Here is a 17,151-nt window from a genome sequence, read left to right on the forward strand (position 1 = left end):
ACTGTCGCCAGGGACCGGAAGGGACGGACGGTAGTGGGAGCGGACGTGGACGTGCACGGCACGGTGGCCGGGGGCTTCGAGCCGGTGAGGGACGCGTTCGTGCGGAACTTCACCGCGCTCGGCGAGCGGGGCGCGGCCGTCGCCGTCTACCGGGACGGGCGCAAGGTCGTCGACCTGTGGGCCGGCACCCGGGACGTCGACGGCACCGCGCCCTGGCGCCGGGGCACCGCCCAGGTGGTCCGCTCGGCGACCAAGGGCGTCGCCGCCGCCGTACCGCTGCTGCTGCACCGGCGCGGGGAGCTGGACCTGGACGCGCCGGTGGGCGAGTACTGGCCGGAGTTCAAGGCGCACGGCAAGGAGCGGGTACTGGTCCGGCACGTGCTGAACCACCGGGCCGGACTGCCGGTCCTGGACCGTCCGCTCACCCCCGAGGACGTGCTCGACCCGCTGCGGGGTCCGGCGGCCGTCGCCGCGCAGGCGCCCGTGTGGGAGCCGGGCACCGACCACGGCTACCACGCGCTGACCTACGGCTGGCTGCTCGACGAGCTGGTCCGCCGGGTGACCGGCGGGCGGGGCGCGGGAGAGTGGATCGCGGACGAGATCGCCGGCCCGCTCGGCCTGGACCTGTGGGTGGGGCTGCCGGCGGCGGAGGAGGCGGCCGGCCGGGCCGGTCGCGTCGGGCGCCTGGAGGAGCCCGAGCCGTCGGCGAACGGCCCGCGGCTGCGGCCCAAGCGCGCGGTGACCGAGGCCTACGGCGACCCGGACTCCCTCACCCGCCGCGCCTTCGCCGCGATCACCCCGTTCCCGGACCAGAACGACCCGGTGTACCGCGCCGCCGCCCTCCCGGCCGCCAACGGCATCGCGACGGCGGACGGTCTGGCCCGCTTCTACGCGGCGCTGATCGGCGAGGTCGACGGCGTGACGCGGAGCGTGCGGCTGTTCGACCCGGCGACGACGGAGCTGGCCCGCGCCGAGGAGTCCGCCGGGCCGGACCGGGTCCTGGTCGTGAACACCCGGTTCGGCCTCGGCTACATGCTGCACGGCAGCGCGTCCCCGTTCCTGTCCGCCGGCTCCTTCGGCCACCCGGGCCGCGGCGGCTCCCTCGGCTTCGCCGACCCGGAGGCCGGCATCGCCCTGGGCTACGTCACCAACGGCTTCCGCAAGACCGTGACGGCGGACCCGCGCGCGCAGGCGCTGGTCCGGGCGGTACGCGCGTCGCTCGCCGGGTCCGGCTCAGACGTGGATGGGGTGTGAGGTCCGGCCGGACGCGGCGTCGATCTCCTCGTGCGCCTTGGTGAGCAGGCGCATCGCCAGTTCGTTCAACGCGCGTGCCCCCGCGACCTCCTCGCCGACCCGTGGCTGCTGGGAGTCGACCCGGTGACGGCTGGCGTGGCCGTGCGCGCGCATCTCGGTGCCGTCGGGCAGGCGCACCATGGCGACCGCCCGCGTGTGCTGGTCGTCCTCCATGAACTCCATCTCGACGTGCCAACCCACTGTGGTGTGCATCATGAGGATCACCTCCGGAACGTCTCCTTCCAGGGTGCGCCTCGGCGCGGCGGTCCGCACGGCCCCGGCTAGCCGGTGTGCAGCATCAGCCCGATCCCGAGGACCAGCAGGCCCGCGGCCGCGATCCGGGGGGCGCCGAACCGCTCCTTGAAGAAGACGGCTCCTATGGCGGCGCCGACCAGGATGGACGACTCGCGCAGGGCCGCGATGGGCGCGAGTTCGGCGCGGGTCTGCGCCCACAGGACCAGGGCGTAGGCGGCCACGGACAGGGCCGCGCCGAGCAGTCCGAGGCGGGCGTGCGGCCGCAGCAGCGCCCAGGACCCGGCGCGGTGCCGGTGGAGGAAGTACGCGGGGAGGACCGCCCCCTGCAACGCCATCAGCCAGGCGATGTACCCCAGGGAGGAGCCGGAGGCGCGTACGCCCAGGCCGTCGACGACCGTGTACGCGGCGATGGTCACACCGGTCGCCAGGGCCGCGCCGATGGCCGCCCAGTCGGGCCGGCGCCCGCGCAGCCCCCACAGGGCGACGCCGGTCAGCCCCGCGCAGGAGACCAGGACGCCCCCGGCCGCCCAGCCGTCGGGCACCTCGTGGGCGAAGAGGGCGGCGAGGACGGTGACCAGCAGCGGCGCGCTGCCGCGGGCGATCGGGTAGGCCTGGCCGAAGTCGCCCAGCCGGAAGGAGCGCATCAGCAGGACGTAGTACGCGATGTGGACGGCGGCGGAGGCCAGGAGGTACGGCCACGCCCCGGCCGCCGGGAACGCCGTGAACGGCAGCAGGGCGAGCCCGATGAGCATCCCGCCGCCGGAGATCAGCGCGAAGCCGGTCAGCTTGTCGGTGATCCGGTGGGCGATGGCGTTCCAGCTGGCGTGGGTGACCGCCGCGAGCAGCACGGCGGCGGTGACCAGGGGGGTCACTCGGAGCGCTCGCGCACGTCCACGAGGGTGGCACCGGCGGTGGCGACGAGTTCCTTGGGCTCGATCGGGAAGACGGCGTACGGCGTGCCGGCGGCGGCCCACACGACGTCGTGGGCGAGCAGCGACCGGTCGGCGAGGACCCGCGTGCGGGTCCGGTGCCCGAAGGGCGGCACCCCGCCGATCGCGAACCCGGTGGTCTCCCGCACGACGTCGGCCTTGGCCCGCGTGACCTTCCCGGCGCCGAGTTCCTCGCGGACCCGGTCCAGGTCGACGCGGGAGGCGCCGTCCATGAGGACGAGCACGGGGACGCCGTCGGCGGCGAAGACGAGCGACTTGCAGATCTGGCTCAGCCCGCACCCGATGGCGGCGGCGGCCTCGGCGGCGGTGCGGGTGGCCTCCGGGAAGCGCCGGGCCCGCACGGCCAGTTCGCCGAGGCCCAGTTCGCGCAGGGCGGCGGCGAAGCGGGGGTGGGCGGCGGAGGACTCGGAGGCGTCGTCGGTGGTGGTCATGAGGGGCACCGTAGCGGGCCTGGCGTCCCCCGGGCGACCGGGTTGCGGGGCCCGGAACGGAGGAAGCCGGTGAGGGCAGCCCCGTCCCCACGGGCCCTCACCGGCTGGTCTTCGTCGTCCTCCGTTCAGAGGCGGCGGGTCAGGCGCGTACCAGCTCCCGGTCCTCGTCGGGGTCGGCGCCCCGCTCGTCGGCCGTGCGCAGGCCCTCGCCCTCGACGTCCACGTTGGGCAGCGCGCGGTCCAGCCACTTCGGCAGCCACCAGGCGCGCTTGCCGAGCAGCGCGAGGACCGCCGGGACGATGGCCATGCGGACGACGAACGCGTCGAAGAAGACGGCGATCGCGAGGCCGAAGCCGATCATCTTGACCATGGATTCGCTGGAGCCGATGAAGCCCGCGAAGACCGCCATCATGATCACGGCCGCGGCGGTGACGACCCGGGCGCCGTGCTTGAAGCCGGTGACGACCGCCTGGTGGGGCTTCTCGCCGTGGACGAAGGCCTCCCGCATGCGGGTGACCAGGAAGACCTCGTAGTCCATGGCCAGGCCGAAGACCACACCGACCATGAAGATCGGCATCATCGACATGACCGGACCGGTCTCCTCGACGCCCATCAGGCCGGACAGCCAGCCCCACTGGAAGACCGCGACGACCGCGCCGAGCGCCGCCATGACGGAGAGCAGGAAGCCGAGGGCCGCCTTCAGCGGGACCAGGATCGAGCGGAAGACCACGATCAGGAGCAGGAAGGCCAGGCCGACGACCAGGACCAGGTAGGGCACGAGCGCGTCGTTGAGCTTCTCGCTGACGTCGATGTTCATCGCCGTCGAACCGGTGACCAGGGTCTCCGCACCGGTCTTGGCCTCGATGTCGCCGCCCGCGTCGCGGATGGCGTGCACCAGGTCCTCGGTCTGCACGGAGGACGGCTTGGAGTCCGGGATCACGGTGATCGTCGCGGTGTCGCCGCCCTTGTTGGGTGCGGGCGGGGTCACCGCCACGACGCCGTCGAGGCCCTCGATCGTGCCCGCGACGTCGTGGAAGGCGTCCTTGGGCGCGTCGCTGCCCTTGGCGTCGACGACGACCATCAGCGGGCCGTTGAAGCCGGGGCCGAAGCCCTCGGAGAGCAGGTCGTAGGCGCGGCGCTGGGTGGTGGACGTGGGCTGGGAGCCGTCGTCGGGCAGGCCCAGCTCCAGCGAGGCCGCGGGGACGGCGGCGGCACCGAGGCCGACGACGCCCAGGAGGAGCACGGCCAGGGGACGGCGGACGACGAAGCTCGCCCAGCGGGTGCCGAGGTTGGCCCTGGGCTGCCCGCCGGTCTCCGCCGGCTTCGGCTCGCCGCTCTTGCGGGCACGGCCGAGCAGCCTGCCCTTGGCACCGGCCGGCTTGACCCTGCGGCCGGCGTAGCCGAGCAGCGCCGGGATCATCGTCAGGGCGATCAGGACCGCGATGGCGACGGTGCCGGCCGCCGCGACGCCCATCTTGGTGAGCATCGGGATGTTGACGACCGCGAGGCCCACCAGGGCGATGACGACCGTGAGGCCGGCGAAGACGACCGCGGAGCCCGCCGTGCCGACCGCCCGTCCGGCGGCCTCCTCGCGCTCCCGGCCCTCGGCGAGTTCGGCGCGGTAGCGGGAGACGATGAACAGGGCGTAGTCGATGCCGACCGCGAGGCCGATCATCATGGCCAGGATCGAGGTGGTCGAGCCCAGTTCGAGCGCGCTGGCCAGCGCGGTGATCGTGGAGACGCCGATGCCCACGCCGATCAGGGCGGTGAGCAGGGGCAGTCCGGCGGCGACCAGCGAGCCGAAGGTGATGACCAGGACGACGGCGGCGACCGCGATGCCGATGACCTCGGTGGCGCCGGTCTCCGGGACGGCCTGGAGCGCGTCGCCGCCGACCTCGACGGTCAGCCCGGCGTCACGCGCCTGCTGGGCGGCGTCCTCCAGGGCGTCCTTGGTGGACTCCTCCAGCTCCATGCCGGAGACGTCGTACTTCACCGAGGCGTAGGCGATCGTGCCGTCCTTGCTGACGGCGTTGCCGGTGTAGGGGTCGGCGACCGAGGCGACCTCGGAACCGTCCGCGAGGTCGCCGACGGTCTTCTCGACGGTCGCCTTGTTGCCGGCGTCCGTCATCTTCTCGCCGGACGGTGCCTTGAAGACGACGCGTGCGGTCGCCCCGTCGGCGCTCGCTCCGGGGAAGCGCTGTTCCAGCAGGTCGAAGGCCTTCTGGGCCTCCGTTCCCGGGATGGAGAAGGAGGAGTTGCCGGCGGGCGGGGCGCTGGCCGCGCCGACGCCGGCGAGCGTCAGCAGGGCCACCCAGATCAGGGCGACGAAGTGCCGTCGGCGGAAGGCCAGCCGGCCGAGTTTGTAGAGGAACGTGGCCACGGGGGCGTACTCCCGGTCAGGTCGTGGGATCTTCGGGGCAGGGATGATCGGCCCGACGACGTGAGCGGTTACGTCAGGTGGGGCTCAGCTACAGGGACGTGTCAGTGGGTGGAGACGCCGAGGGCGGGGAGGATCACGGCGTCGATGTAGGAAACGAGGAACGCCCGGGTGGGCGGCTGGTCGTCCAGCAGTGTGCGGGTGGCGAAACCGCCGACCATCATGTGGACGAGGAAGTCCAGGGCCGGACAGTCCGGTCTGATCTCACCGCGGTCGACGGCACGCTGCAGCACACGCTGGAACTCCGCCATCTCCGGTTCGATGAGCTGGCCCCGGAACGCCTGGCGCAGGTCCGGGTTCTGGTGCAGCGCCATGGCGACGCCCCGCATCAGCGCGGAGTTCTGTTCCATGGTGCAGTCGTCCTCCCGCGCCAGGAGGGCGTGCAGGTCGCCGCGGAGCGAGCCGGTGTCGACGTCGCCGACCTTGCCCGGCTTGTTGTGCCGCATGGCCTTGACGACCAGCTCCGGCTTGCCGCCCCACTGGCGGTAGAGCGTCGCCTTGCTGGAGCGGGTGCGGGTGGCCACGGCGTCCATGGTGAGGGCGTCGTAGCCGACTTCGCGGAGCAGGTCGAGCACGGCTTCGTACAGCTCGGCCTCGCGCTCGGGAGTGATCCGACTGCGGCGCGCGGTGGCGACCTCGGTCATCTCGCTCACTCCTCTCCGTTCCCGTTCCGTCCGGCGTCCGTCAGAACGACACCGTTTCGCACATGACGAATGTACCCCGCCCCCCTAGCGAAACGAAACGGTTTCGTTCGTGTTCTGGGTCACGGTTGTCGGCATCGCATAAGTTGCCGGTACCCGGCACCCGTCAAAGCATGGGGCGGGTGAGTTATCTGCGCCTTCCGCACCTCAGTGGCGACCGTCTGTGCTTCGTGGCCGAGGACGACCTCTGGCTCGCCTCCCTCGACGGTCCGGGCCGGGCCTGGCGGCTCACCGTCGACCGCACCAAGGCCGGTCACCCCCGCTTCTCCCCCGACGGCCGGCACATCGCCTACACCAGTTGGCGCAGCCTCGTGCCGGAGGTCCACCTCGTGCCGGTCGACGGCGGTCCCGGACGGCAGCTCACCCACTGGGGCGGCTTCGACACCCGGGTCTGCGGCTGGTCGCCCCCCGACGCCGACGGCACCACCGCCGTCCTCGCCGTCGCCTCGCACGGCGAGCCCTTCTCGCACCTGACCTGGGCCTACAAGGTCACCCCCGACGGCGATCCCGGCCGCAAGCTGCCCTGGGGCCCGGTCACCGACATCCAGGCCGCCGACCTGGACGGCGAGCGCAGGACCCTGCTCCTGACGGGCACCCCGCCGCACGAGCCCGCCGCCTGGAAGCGCTACCGGGGCGGCGCCACGGGCCGGCTCTGGCTGCACGGCGAACGGCTCCTGCCCGACCTCGGCGGACACCTCGCCGCCCCCATGTTCGTCGGCGGCCGGATCGCCTTCCTCTCCGACCACGAGGGCGTCGGCAACCTCTACTCCTGCGCCCACGACGGCACCGACCTGCGCCGCCACACCGACCACGACGCGTTCTACGCCCGCAACGCGTCCAGCGACGGCACGCGGGTGGTGTACCAGTGCGCGGGCGACCTGTGGCTCGTGGACGACCTTGCGCCGGGTTCGGCGCCGCGCCGGCTCGACGTGCGGCTGAGCGGTCCGCGCGCGGGGCGGCGCACGTACCAGGTGCCGGCCGCGCAGCACGTGGGCGGCGTCTCCGTGGACGAGACGGGCCGGGCGAGCGCCGTCGTCGTACGGGGCAGCCTGTACTGGCTCACCCACCGCGACGGCCCGGCCCGCACCATCGCGGACACCCCGGGGGTACGGGTGCGGCTGCCGGAGATGCTCGGGGAGAGCGGGCGGATCGCCTACGTGACGGACGCGGAGGGCGAGGACGCGGTCGAGATCTCCTACCTGCCCCGGGCGACCGGCGGCCGCGCGGCCCGGCGGCTCGCCTCGGGACTCCTCGGCCGGGTCCTGGAGCTGGTCTCGGACCCGGCGGGCGACCGTCTCGCCGTCGCCTCGCACGACGGACGCCTGCTGATCCTCGACGTCTCGGAACCGGACACGGAGGTCGCGCGGACCCTGGAGGCGGTGGAGGCGGGGTTCGCGCCGGACGCCGAGGACGCCGAGGACGCCGAGGACGCTGGTGCCCCGCACGGCGGCGCCGGTCCCGGCACGCCCGCGACCGCCGGCGGCACGGGCACCGTCACCGAGCTGATCCGCTCCGTCAACGGCCCCGTGCGCGACCTCGCCTTCTCCCCCGACGGGGCCTGGCTCACCTGGTCGCACCCGGGCATCGGACGCACCCTGCGGCAGATCAAAATGGCCCGGATCGACGGCCCCGAGGGCACCCTCGTCGTCGACGTCACCAACGGCCGCTTCGAGGACGAGAACCCGGTGTTCACCCGGGACGGCCGCTACCTCGCCTTCCTGTCCTGGCGCGGCTTCGACCCGGTGTACGACGTGCACACCGGCGACCTGTCCTTCCCGCTGGGCTGCCGCCCCTACCTGGTGCCGCTGTCCTCGGCGACCCCCTCCCCCTTCGCCCTCAACCCCGAGGGCCGTCCCGCGGCCGGGGGCCTGGACCCCCTGGAGGACGAGAGCGGCGAGGGCGGCGCGGTGACCGTCGAGGTCGAGGGGCTGGAGAACCGGGTGACGCCCTTCCCGGTCCCCGCCTCCAAGTACTCGGCGCTGGAGCCGGTGGCGGGCGGCGGCCTGGTCTGGCTGCGCTGGCCGATCTCGGGCGCGCTCGGGGAGACCTTCGCCAACCCGGCCGACCCGAGCGAACGGCCGACGCTGGAGCACTTCGACCTGGCCAAGGCGAAGAAGTCCGAACTGGTCGACCACCTGGACTGGTTCCGGGCCAGCGGCGACGGCAGCCGCCTGGTCGTGCTCGACGAGGGCGACCTGCGCGCCGTACCGGCGACCGAGGCCGGCGACGGGGACTCGACCACGTGGATCGACCTGCGGCGCATCCTGCACGAGGTCGACCCGGCCGCCGAGTGGCGCCAGGCGTACGACGAGGCGGGCCGCCTGATCCGCGCCTACTTCTGGGACCCGGGCATGTGCGGCATCGACTGGGACGCGGTCCTGGAGCAGTACCGCCCGCTGCTCGAACGGGTGGCGTCCCCCGACGAGTTCGCGGACCTGCTGCGCGAGGTGCTCGGCGAGCTGGGCACCTCGCACGCCTACGTCGTCGCCGCCCGGCGCAACGAGGGCCCGGCGCACTACCAGCGCTGGCAGGGCCTGCTCGGCGCCAACTTCGTCCACCGGGACGGGCGGTGGGTGGCGGGGCGCATCCTGCCGGGCGACTCGTCCGACTCGAAGGCCCGCTCTCCGCTGGCCGGCACGGGCATCCGCGACGGGGCCGTCCTCACCCACGTCGACGGCCGCCCGGTCGACCCGGTCCTCGGCCCGTCCCCGCTGCTGGCGGGCGCGGGCGGTACGACGGTGGAGCTGACCTTCGCACCAGCCGAGGGGTGCCGGGGGCCCTCCCGCCGGGTCGCCGTCGTCCCGCTCGTCGACGAACGCCCGCTGCGCTACCAGGACTGGGTGGCCAAACGGCGCGAGGTGGTACGGGAGTTGAGCGGCGGACGCTGCGGCTACCTGCACATCCCCGACATGGGCGGCTCCGGCTGGGCGCAGTTCAACCGCGACCTGCGCATGGAGGTGTCCCGGCCCGCGCTCATCGTGGACGTGCGCGGCAACGCGGGCGGACACATCAGCGAGCTGGTCATCGAGAAGCTGACCCGGACGATCCTGGGCTGGGACCTCACCCGGGACGCCCAGCCGGTGTCGTACACCTCCAACGCCCCGCGCGGACCGGTCGTCGCGGTGGCCGACGAGGCGACCTCCTCCGACGGCGACATGATCACGGCGGCGTTCAAGCTGCTGCGGCTCGGCCCGGTGGTCGGGCAGCGCACCTGGGGCGGGGTGGTCGGCATGACCGGCCGGCACCGGCTCGGCGACGGCACGGTGATCACGGTGCCGATGAACGCGGCCTGGTTCGACGCCTACGGCTGGTCCGTGGAGAACTACGGCGTCGCCCCCGACGTCGAGGCGCTGCGCACCCCGCTGGACTGGGCGGAGGGCCGCTACCCGGTCCTCGACGAGGCGGTCCGCCTCGCGTTGGAGCTGCTGGAGACCAACCCGCCCGCGACACCGCCCGGTTACGACGCCGTACCGGACCGTTCGCGCCCGCCGCTGCCGCCGCGGGCGTAGCGCCTTCCTCCGCGGGGCCCGCGGCGGCACGGGAAAGGGCGCCCACCCGCGGAACGGGGGGCGCCCTCTCACTGCAGCGGCGGCGCGTCAGGCGTCGAAGCTGTCCTGGAGCTGCTCGTCCTCGTCGCGGCGGCGCGAGGACGGGTCCTGGTGCTGCGACTCGCGGCGGCGCGCGGCCGGGTCCGCCTCGTCCTCGCCGCGACGGCGGTCGCGGTTCTGGAACTGGTCCCGCGCCTGCTCGGCACGCTGCTTGCCCTGCTGCTGCATGCGCTCGGCCTTGTCCTGGAACTGGTCCTTCATACCCATGTGGGTTCACTCCTGTGGTGATCGGGCCCGACCGGATCGGCCGGGCGCTCGATCAGATTCACACGGGCCGTGACCCTGCGCATGTCGATCACTTACCGACCGTAGTCGCCCCGGTCCGGCGCTGTTCGTCGGCCGCTCCGCCGGCGCCGACGAGGCCGACCCGCAGGCCGTCGAGCCGGTCCCCGAAGCGCCGCATCTCGCGCTGGCCGACGGTGCCGATGACGGCCGGCAGGTAGCCGCGCACGCCCTGCATGCCGCGCAGCCACCACTGCCCGTACACGTGCGCGGCCCGGCGCTCGACGCCCGCCACGAGCCGGTCGACCGCCGGGCCCAGCGGATAGGTCTTGTTCGACGGCCAGGGCAGCCGCTGCCGCAACTCCCGCATCACGTCGTCCCGGTCGGCGCCGCGGACCATGTCGGTGTCGGTCCACGACAGATAACCGACGCCGACCTTCACGCCCCGGTGTCCGACCTCGCCGCGCAGGCTGTGCGCGTACGCCTCGACGCCGGACTTGGAGGCGCAGTAGGCACTCATCATCGGGGCGGGGGTGAGGGCCGCCAGCGAGGCGATCTGGAGCAGGTAGCCGCGGGTCTCCAGCAGCGCGGGCAGGAAGGCGCGGGCGGTGACGGCCGAGCCGATCAGGTTGACCTCGATGACCCGCCGCCAGGCGTCGGGGTCGGAGTCGACGAAGGGACCGCCGGTGGCCACGCCCGCGTTGGCGACGACGATGTCGACCTTCCCGAACCGCTCCTTGACCTCCGCCGCGACGCGCGCCATCGCCTCGTGGTCGGTGACGTCGGCGTGCCAGTGGTCGCTGTCGCTGTGCAACCGCGCGGAGACCTGCTTGAGTTCGTCGGGCTCCAGGCCGACCAGCGCGACCCTCACCCCGCGCGCGGACAGCTTGCGGGCCATCAACTCCCCCACGCCCCGCGCCGCTCCGGTGACGACGGCGACCCGCCCTTCCAGGCTCACCCTGCTCATGCGCTCTCCTCGGCGTGTACGGCACGCTCCTGGCGTGCGGTCGGTATGTAGGTGGCGGCGAGGGCCCGTATCTTCCCGGTGACCAGGTCCGGGGCCTCCACCGGCGTCATGTGGCCGAGGCCCGGCAGTTCGGTCAGGCCCACGCAGTTGGGCAGCGCGGCGGCCAGCGCGCGGGCGTGCACGGGCGGTGTCAGCCGGTCCGCCGTGCCGACGACGATCTCCACGGGCATGCGCAACTCCCGTACGCCGTGGTCGAGGTCGAGCAGGTCGAGCACCTGGGACCAGCCGTGCCGCACCCGGCTCGGGCAGGCGTGCACGATCCTGGCGCAGGCCTCGACCATGTGCGGGCTCGAACCGGGGCCCATCGTCCCGTACTTGAGGATCCGCCGGGCCAGCGGCGTGACCGGGCCGAGCGGTGCCCGGGAGCCGAGGATCCGCCGGGTCAGCCAAGTGCGCGCCCGGCCCGCCCGCATCGGCACCACGGTGGCGGAGGCCACCAGCCGCGCGCTGCCCGTGCTGCACAGCAGGACGGCCGCCGCGTGTGCGCGCACCGCGGGCCGCGTCGCCGCCGCCATCAGCGTCATCCCGCCCATGGAGTGCCCGGCGATCACCGCCCGCTCGCCCGGCGCGAGGGTGGCCTCCAGGACGGCTTCGAGGTCGTCGGCGAGCGGCTCGGTGCCGTACGCCGGGTTGGCGGGGCTGCGGCCGTGGCCGCGCTGGTCGTAGGCGATGACCCGGTGCCCGGCGGCCAGTTCGCGGATCTGCGCGGCCCAGAAGGCGGTGGAGCAGCACCAGCCGTGCGCGAGGACGACCGCCGGGGCGTCCTCGGGGCCGTGCACCTCGACGTGGAGGCGGGCGCCGTCGGCGGCGGTGACGGTCAGCTCGTGGGCGGGCACGGGCGGGGCGTACGGCCCGTCGGCGACGTGCAGCAGGCGGCTCACGCGCTCACCCCGGCGTCCGCGTCGGCGGCCGTCGCCGTGGGCGTGGCCGTCGCCGTGCTCTCGGCCGGGGCGGGGCGCAGCACCTGGTACTCGGCGAGGTCCACGCGCCGGGTCTCGCGCCGGAACTCGGCGGTCGTGCCGGGCCAGACGGTGGTGTTGCGGCCACTGGCGTCCAGGTACCAGCTCGTGCAGCCGCCGGTGTTCCACACCGTGCGCTTCATGCGCTCCTGCACGCGGTGGTTCCAGTTGCGCACGGCGGCGGGGCGCGGGTCGAGGGCGGTGCGGCCGCCGAGGACGTTCAACTGGCGCAGGTAGTCCGCCATGTAGTTCAACTGGGACTCGATCATGAGGATCATGGACGAGTTGCCGAGGCCGGTGTTGGGGCCGATGACGGTCATGAAGTTGGGGAACCCGGCCGCCGTGCCGCCGCGCAGTGCCTCCATGCCGCCCTTCCAGGTCTCGGCGAGGGTGCGTCCGTCCGCGCCCACGACGCGTTCGGCGATGGGCATGTCGGTGACGTGGAAGCCGGTGCCGAAGATGATCGCGTCCGCCTCGGCCTCGGTGCCGTCGGCGGCGACCAGGGTGGACCCGCGCACCTCGCCGAGCCCGCTCGCGACCACGTCGACGTTGGGGCGGGCGAGCGCCGGGTAGTAGGTGCTGGACAGCAGGATCCGCTTGCAGCCGATGCGGTAGTCGGGGGTGAGCTTGGCGCGCAGGGCCGGGTCCTTGATGGCGGCGCCCATGTTGCGCTTGGCGATCCGCTCGACGAAGCCCAGCTCGTCGGGGTGCTTGGTGAAGGCCTGCACCTGGAGTTCCCGGATGCCCCACAGCAGCCCGCGGCGGAGCCTGGTGGTGGCGGGCACGGCCCGGTGCAGGGCGCGTTCGACGCCGCTGATGGCCCGGTCCATGCGGGGCATCACCCAGGCCGGGGTGCGCTGGAAGAGGGTGAGCCGGCCCACCTTCGGCTGGATGGACGGCACGATCTGGATGGCGGAGGCGCCGGTGCCGATCATGGCGACGCGCTTGCCGGTGAGGTCGTAGTCGTGGTCCCAGCGGGCCGAGTGGAAGACCTTGCCCGGGAAGGAGTCGAGCCCCGGGATGTCGGGGACCTTGGGGTCGGACAGCGGCCCGGTCGCGGACACGACGACGTCGGCGGTCAGCGTCCCGCGCACGGTCTCGATCTCCCACCGCAGCCGCTCGGTGTCCCACGTCATCCGCTTGACCTCCGAGTCGAAGCGGAGGTGGGGACGCAGCCCGAAGGTGTCGGTGACGTGCTCCAGGTAGGCGCGGATGTGCTCCTGCCCGGAGAAGGTGCGCGGCCACTCGGGGTTGGGCGCGAAGGAGAAGGAGTACAGGTGGGACGGTACGTCGCAGGCGCAGCCGGGGTAGCTGTTGTCGCGCCAGGTGCCGCCGACGCTGCCGGACCGCTCCAGGACGACGAAGTCGGTGATCCCCTCGCGCCGCAGCCGCACGGCGGCCCCCAGCCCGCCGAAGCCGGACCCGACCACCGCCACCCGTACGTGTTCGTGAACCTGCTCGTGCTCGGCCATCCCGGAGCCTCCACGCTTGCCTGGACCGTCTGGAACCCGTCTCGAACCATGCCAGTGAACACTGGCGCAATGGGAGCGTAGAACAGCTCCGTACTCATGGGTAGGGGGTACGCGCGGGAAAGTTACCGGGGGTACGCCCTAAGGTCGTGACGTGACCGAGAAGCGCGAATACCGCATGGAGGAACTGGCCCGGCTGGCCGGCATCACGGTGCGCACCCTGCGCTTCTACCGCGAACGCAAGCTGATCCCGCCGCCCCGCCGCGAGGGCCGCATCGCCTGGTACGACGACCACCACCTGGCCCGCCTGCGCACGATCGCGGCGCTGCTCGACCGCGGCCACACCCTGAACGGCATCGCGGAACTGGCCGACGCCTTCGACCACGGCCGCGACGTCGGCGACCTGCTGGGCCTCGGCGAACCCACCGAGGAGACCCCGGTCCGCCTCACTCCCGAGGAACTCGCGGCCCGCTTCGAGGGCGAGGTCACCCCGGAGAACCTGGCCGCCGCGATGGACCTGGGCTACCTCGGCACCGACGGCGACGAACTGGTCCACATCAGCCACCGCCTGCTGGAGGTCTCCTCCGCCCTGGTCCGCGAGGGCATCCCGCTCGGCGAGGTCCTCCAGGCCGGCGCCCGCGTCCGCGAACACGCCGACGCCCTCGCCGAACTCTTCGCCGACCTGATCCTGCGCCACGCCCCCGAACCGGAACTCCACCGCCTGCGCCCGCTGGCCCGCAGCGTGGTGGAGGCGGAACTGTCCCTGGCGCTGGACCGCCGGATGCGGAAGGGGTCGGACCGGGCGGAGGACGCATAGCCGGCGGTCAGCGGTCGTAGACCACCGTGACCGGCGCGTGGTCGGACCAGCGCTCGGCGTGCGTGGCGGCGCGCTCGACGTACCCCTTGAGCGCCCTGGCGGCCAGGCCCGGGGTGGCGGCGTGCAGGTCGATCCGCCACCCGCTGTCGTTGTCGAAGGCCCGCCCCCGGTACGACCACCACGAGTACGGCCCCTCGACGTCCGGGTGCAGGGAGCGGACGACGTCCACGTAGCCGCCGTCGGCCGGGTCCAGGACCCGGCCGAGCCATTCCCGTTCCTCCGGCAGGAACCCGGAGTTCTTCTTGTTGGCGCGCCAGTTCTTCAGGTCGGCCTCGCGGTGGGCGATGTTCCAGTCGCCGCAGACGACGACCTCGCGCCCCTCGGCGGCGGAGCGCTCGCGCAGTTCCTTGAGGTAGGCGAGGAACTCCCCCATGAAGCGGACCTTCTCGTCCTGGCGCTCGGTGCCGACCTCGCCGGAGGGCAGGTAGAGGGAGGCGACCGTCACACCGGGCAGGTCGGCCTCGACGTAGCGGCCGGCGGTGTCGAACTCCGCCGAGCCGAAACCGACGCGGACGGCGTCGGGCTCACGGCGCGTGTACAGCGAGACCCCCGCGCGGCCCTTCGCGGCGGCGGGGGCGTGCGTCACGTGCCAGCCCTCGGGGGTGCGGACGTGTTCCGGCACCTGCTCGGGCTCGGCCCGCACCTCCTGGAGGCACAGCACATCGGCGGAGGTGTCGGCGAGCCACGGCACGAAGCCCTTCTTCGCGGCGGCGCGCAGACCGTTCACGTTTACGGAGGTCACGGTGAGCACCAGGGCACGATACCGGCACACTGGACATCGTCCCTCTCCGGATACGCATCGATTTACGGTAGGAAGCATGAACATACGCCGGGTCCCCTTCGACCACCCCGACGCCGTGAAGCTCAACGACGAGGTCCAGGCCGAGTACGACCTCCGCTACGGCGACGGCGGCGACGCGACGTCCCTGGCCCCGTCCGACTTCGCACCGCCGAACGGCCTGTACCTGGTCGCCTACGACGAGAACGGCGCCCCGGTCGCCTCCGGCGGCTGGCGCAGCCAGGACGCCAACGACGAGGGCAATCTCGACGGGGACGCCGAGCTGAAGCGGATGTTCGTGACCGAGCAGGTGCGCGGACGCGGGCTGGCCCGGCGGATCCTGGCCGCCCTGGAGGAGGACGCCCGGGCCGCGGGCCGGACCCGGATGGTCCTGGAGACCGGCACCAAGCAGCCGGAGGCCGTGGCCCTGTACACCTCCAGCGGCTACGAGCCCTGCGTGAAGTTCGGCTACTACCGCTTCCACGAGGACAGCCTCTGCTACGCGAAGGCCCTCCGGGACCAGCGGAGCTAGAACACGACGAAGGTCCCGCCCGATCGTAAGGATCGGACGGGACCTTCGTCAATGTGCGTGGACCTGAGGGGATTTGAACCCCTGGCCCCCTCGATGCGAACGAGGTGCGCTACCGGACTGCGCCACAGGCCCTTGCAACGAGTGAAACTTTAGCACCCCGACGGGCCTGCTCAAAAATCGCTTCCCGGGGCCGCGGCCGAGGCGGCCCCGGTCGCGGCTACTCGTTGGCCGCGCGGGGACGGTCGCCGTCCTCGTACTGGTCGAAGAGCGGTGTGCGGCCCCGCTCCCTGGCCCGGCGGGCGGACGCCGCGCGGCGGGCGTCGCTGCGGCCCGGGGCCTGCGGGCGCTCGTCGGCGTGGGCGGCCGGGCCCTCCTCGGCGCGGTCCGCCGGACGGTCCCGCTCCGGGGCGGTGGCCCGGGCGGCGTCCTCCCCGTCGGGCACGACGGCGCTGGAGCGTGCCGAACTCCACGCGTCCGGCGCGGCGAGGTCCACGTCGGGGGTCGCGCGGGGAGCGACCGGCGCGGTCACGTAGGTGGGCAGGGGCACCGGGACCGGGTCCCAGCTCTCGCCCTGCGGACGGCCCCGGCGTTCCCGCTGCTGGTCGACCCACTCGGCGTGGTCGGTCTGCTCGACCAGTGCCCGCCGGTCCGCGGCGAGCGCCGACATCCCGGCACCGGGCTCCACGTCGGGGCCGTCGTCCGGCTCCTCGGCGTCGAGGTCGCCGACGGGTCCGCCGGGGTCGGCGGGTCCGCGGCGGCGCGGACGCGGGTCACGGTCGCGCAGGCGCTGCGCGGCGGCCTCGGCCTGGCGTCGGTCCATGTGGAAGGCGAAGCGGCGGCGCTCCTGGGCGCGCAGATGGGCGATGTAGGCGCTGAGCAGCAGCGCGGGCACGCCCGGCGCCCACAGGAACGCGAGCCCGCCGACCGCCGCGACGACCGAGCCGAGCGTGAAGGCCAGGAAGAGCATCACCGTCGTACGCCGACGGCGGGCGAGGACCTTGGTGCGCCGCGCCCGCGCCGCGGCGGCCCCCGGAGACAGAGGTGCGCGCCGGGCCTGCGGCACCCGCCCCCGCGCCGGTGCCGCGCCGGGTCCGGCCGGGTGGGCGGATTCCGCGGACTGCCCGGCTCTCGGCCCGTGGCCGGATCCGCCCGGCTCGGGGCGCGCCGCCTCCGGCCGCTCCGCCGCCGGCCGCGCCGGCACCGGGCGGGTGTGCCGCCGGGTCCTGGACACGGCGAAGGCCCGGACGTCCACCGAGTCGGTGACGGCGTCCGGGGCGTCGGCGTCGGGCTCCGCCTCGTCGGCGGTGCGCGACCGCAGGTCCTTGGCGTACCGGCGCTCCATGCCCGCCCGTCCGGACAGGAGCCGGATGGCGGTACTGAAGCGTTCCGTCGGACGGGCCTCGTTCAGCTCGTCCTGCCTACGGAGCCACATCGGCACCAAGTAGGCGGCCCAGGCCCCGACGATGACTGCGTAGATGAGGCCGCTGCTGCTCACGCCTCACACGGTAGAGGGGTTTGCATGAGGCCATCCGCCAATTGGGCCGGTGTGTCGCACGATCTGGCTGATATTTCGAACTTTTCTTGTGACCGATCCGATCAACCGACTGTCAGG

The 17,151-nt window shown here is 73.6% G+C and carries 15 protein-coding genes and 1 tRNA gene; 4 read left to right on the forward strand and 12 right to left on the reverse strand.

Features of this window, described 5'->3' with window-relative positions; genetic code table 11:
- The first annotated feature begins 45 nt into the window (after positions 1-45).
- Positions 46-1,254 (forward strand): serine hydrolase domain-containing protein, encoded by a 1,209-nt coding sequence (locus Sdi02f_RS13615; protein WP_031087174.1) that lies wholly within the window; start codon positions 46-48, stop codon positions 1,252-1,254.
- On the opposite strand, the gene Sdi02f_RS13620 is transcribed toward Sdi02f_RS13615, so the two are convergent.
- From Sdi02f_RS13620 to Sdi02f_RS13640, 5 genes are all read right to left on the reverse strand, one after another.
- Positions 1,234-1,509 carry a DUF1876 domain-containing protein gene (locus tag Sdi02f_RS13620; protein ID WP_030399217.1) on the reverse strand — a complete coding sequence of 92 codons (276 nt, stop codon included), beginning with the start codon at positions 1,507-1,509 and terminating at the stop codon, positions 1,234-1,236. The genes Sdi02f_RS13615 and Sdi02f_RS13620 overlap by 21 nt on opposite strands.
- 65 nt (positions 1,510-1,574) lie before the next feature.
- Positions 1,575-2,420, reverse strand: coding sequence for an EamA family transporter (locus Sdi02f_RS13625; RefSeq protein WP_030399218.1), 846 nt, complete (start codon positions 2,418-2,420; stop codon positions 1,575-1,577).
- Positions 2,417-2,929 carry a YbaK/EbsC family protein gene (locus Sdi02f_RS13630; protein ID WP_030399219.1) on the reverse strand — a complete coding sequence of 171 codons (513 nt, stop codon included), beginning with the start codon at positions 2,927-2,929 and terminating at the stop codon, positions 2,417-2,419. Before Sdi02f_RS13630 ends, Sdi02f_RS13625 begins: the two co-directional genes overlap by 4 nt.
- A gap of 139 nt (positions 2,930-3,068) precedes the next feature.
- Positions 3,069-5,309 carry an MMPL family transporter gene (locus Sdi02f_RS13635; RefSeq protein ID WP_108933324.1) on the reverse strand — a complete coding sequence of 747 codons (2,241 nt, stop codon included), beginning with the start codon at positions 5,307-5,309 and terminating at the stop codon, positions 3,069-3,071.
- 101 nt (positions 5,310-5,410) lie between these two features.
- Entirely contained in the window at positions 5,411-6,010 is a 600-nt protein-coding gene (locus tag Sdi02f_RS13640) for a TetR/AcrR family transcriptional regulator (RefSeq protein WP_031087178.1), read from the reverse strand.
- 170 nt (positions 6,011-6,180) lie between these two features.
- Between Sdi02f_RS13640 and Sdi02f_RS13645 the strand changes: the two genes are divergently transcribed.
- Positions 6,181-9,576, forward strand: a complete 3,396-nt coding sequence (locus Sdi02f_RS13645; protein ID WP_108933325.1) for a S41 family peptidase — start codon at positions 6,181-6,183, stop codon at positions 9,574-9,576.
- A gap of 87 nt (positions 9,577-9,663) precedes the next feature.
- Here the strand turns inward: Sdi02f_RS13645 and Sdi02f_RS13650 are convergent, their stop codons facing one another.
- The 4 genes from Sdi02f_RS13650 to Sdi02f_RS13665 all read right to left on the reverse strand — a co-directional run bounded on the left by Sdi02f_RS13650 (position 9,664) and on the right by Sdi02f_RS13665 (position 13,355).
- Positions 9,664-9,882 carry a hypothetical protein gene (locus tag Sdi02f_RS13650; RefSeq protein ID WP_030399223.1) on the reverse strand — a complete coding sequence of 73 codons (219 nt, stop codon included), beginning with the start codon at positions 9,880-9,882 and terminating at the stop codon, positions 9,664-9,666.
- An 88-nt stretch (positions 9,883-9,970) separates the two neighbouring features.
- Positions 9,971-10,864, reverse strand: coding sequence for an SDR family oxidoreductase (locus Sdi02f_RS13655; RefSeq protein WP_055468419.1), 894 nt, complete (start codon positions 10,862-10,864; stop codon positions 9,971-9,973).
- Entirely contained in the window at positions 10,861-11,805 is a 945-nt protein-coding gene (locus tag Sdi02f_RS13660; protein ID WP_031087183.1) for an alpha/beta fold hydrolase, read from the reverse strand. The genes Sdi02f_RS13655 and Sdi02f_RS13660 overlap by 4 nt, the downstream gene beginning before the upstream one ends.
- Positions 11,802-13,355 carry a flavin-containing monooxygenase gene (locus Sdi02f_RS13665; protein WP_031087185.1) on the reverse strand — a complete coding sequence of 518 codons (1,554 nt, stop codon included), beginning with the start codon at positions 13,353-13,355 and terminating at the stop codon, positions 11,802-11,804. The genes Sdi02f_RS13660 and Sdi02f_RS13665 overlap by 4 nt, the downstream gene beginning before the upstream one ends.
- A gap of 151 nt (positions 13,356-13,506) precedes the next feature.
- On the opposite strand from Sdi02f_RS13665, the gene Sdi02f_RS13670 reads away from it, so the two are divergent.
- On the forward strand, positions 13,507-14,169 hold the full coding sequence (locus tag Sdi02f_RS13670; protein WP_108933326.1) for a MerR family transcriptional regulator: 663 nt from the start codon (positions 13,507-13,509) through the stop codon (positions 14,167-14,169).
- 7 nt (positions 14,170-14,176) lie between these two features.
- Here the strand turns inward: Sdi02f_RS13670 and Sdi02f_RS13675 are convergent, their stop codons facing one another.
- The gene (locus Sdi02f_RS13675) at positions 14,177-14,980 is read right to left on the reverse strand and encodes an exodeoxyribonuclease III (protein ID WP_031087187.1); all 804 of its coding nucleotides are present in this window, start codon (positions 14,978-14,980) and stop codon (positions 14,177-14,179) included.
- A 67-nt stretch (positions 14,981-15,047) separates the two neighbouring features.
- Here Sdi02f_RS13675 and Sdi02f_RS13680 point away from each other — a divergent pair, with 67 nt between their 5' ends.
- Positions 15,048-15,539, forward strand: coding sequence for a GNAT family N-acetyltransferase (locus tag Sdi02f_RS13680; protein ID WP_030399229.1), 492 nt, complete (start codon positions 15,048-15,050; stop codon positions 15,537-15,539).
- Positions 15,540-15,597: 58 nt separating this feature from the next.
- On the opposite strand, the gene Sdi02f_RS13685 is transcribed toward Sdi02f_RS13680, so the two are convergent.
- Together Sdi02f_RS13685 and sepX are read right to left on the reverse strand one after the other, a co-directional pair.
- Positions 15,598-15,671: transfer RNA gene (locus Sdi02f_RS13685), tRNA-Ala, on the reverse strand.
- An 85-nt stretch (positions 15,672-15,756) separates the two neighbouring features.
- Complete coding sequence (gene sepX, locus Sdi02f_RS13690; RefSeq protein WP_031087189.1) at positions 15,757-17,034, reverse strand: divisome protein SepX/GlpR; 1,278 nt, start codon at positions 17,032-17,034, stop codon at positions 15,757-15,759.
- Between the last annotated feature and the right edge of the window lie 117 nt (positions 17,035-17,151).

It is taken from the genome of Streptomyces ardesiacus (assembly GCF_003112575.1).
GTDB classification, from domain to species: Bacteria; Actinomycetota; Actinomycetes; order Streptomycetales; family Streptomycetaceae; genus Streptomyces; species Streptomyces ardesiacus.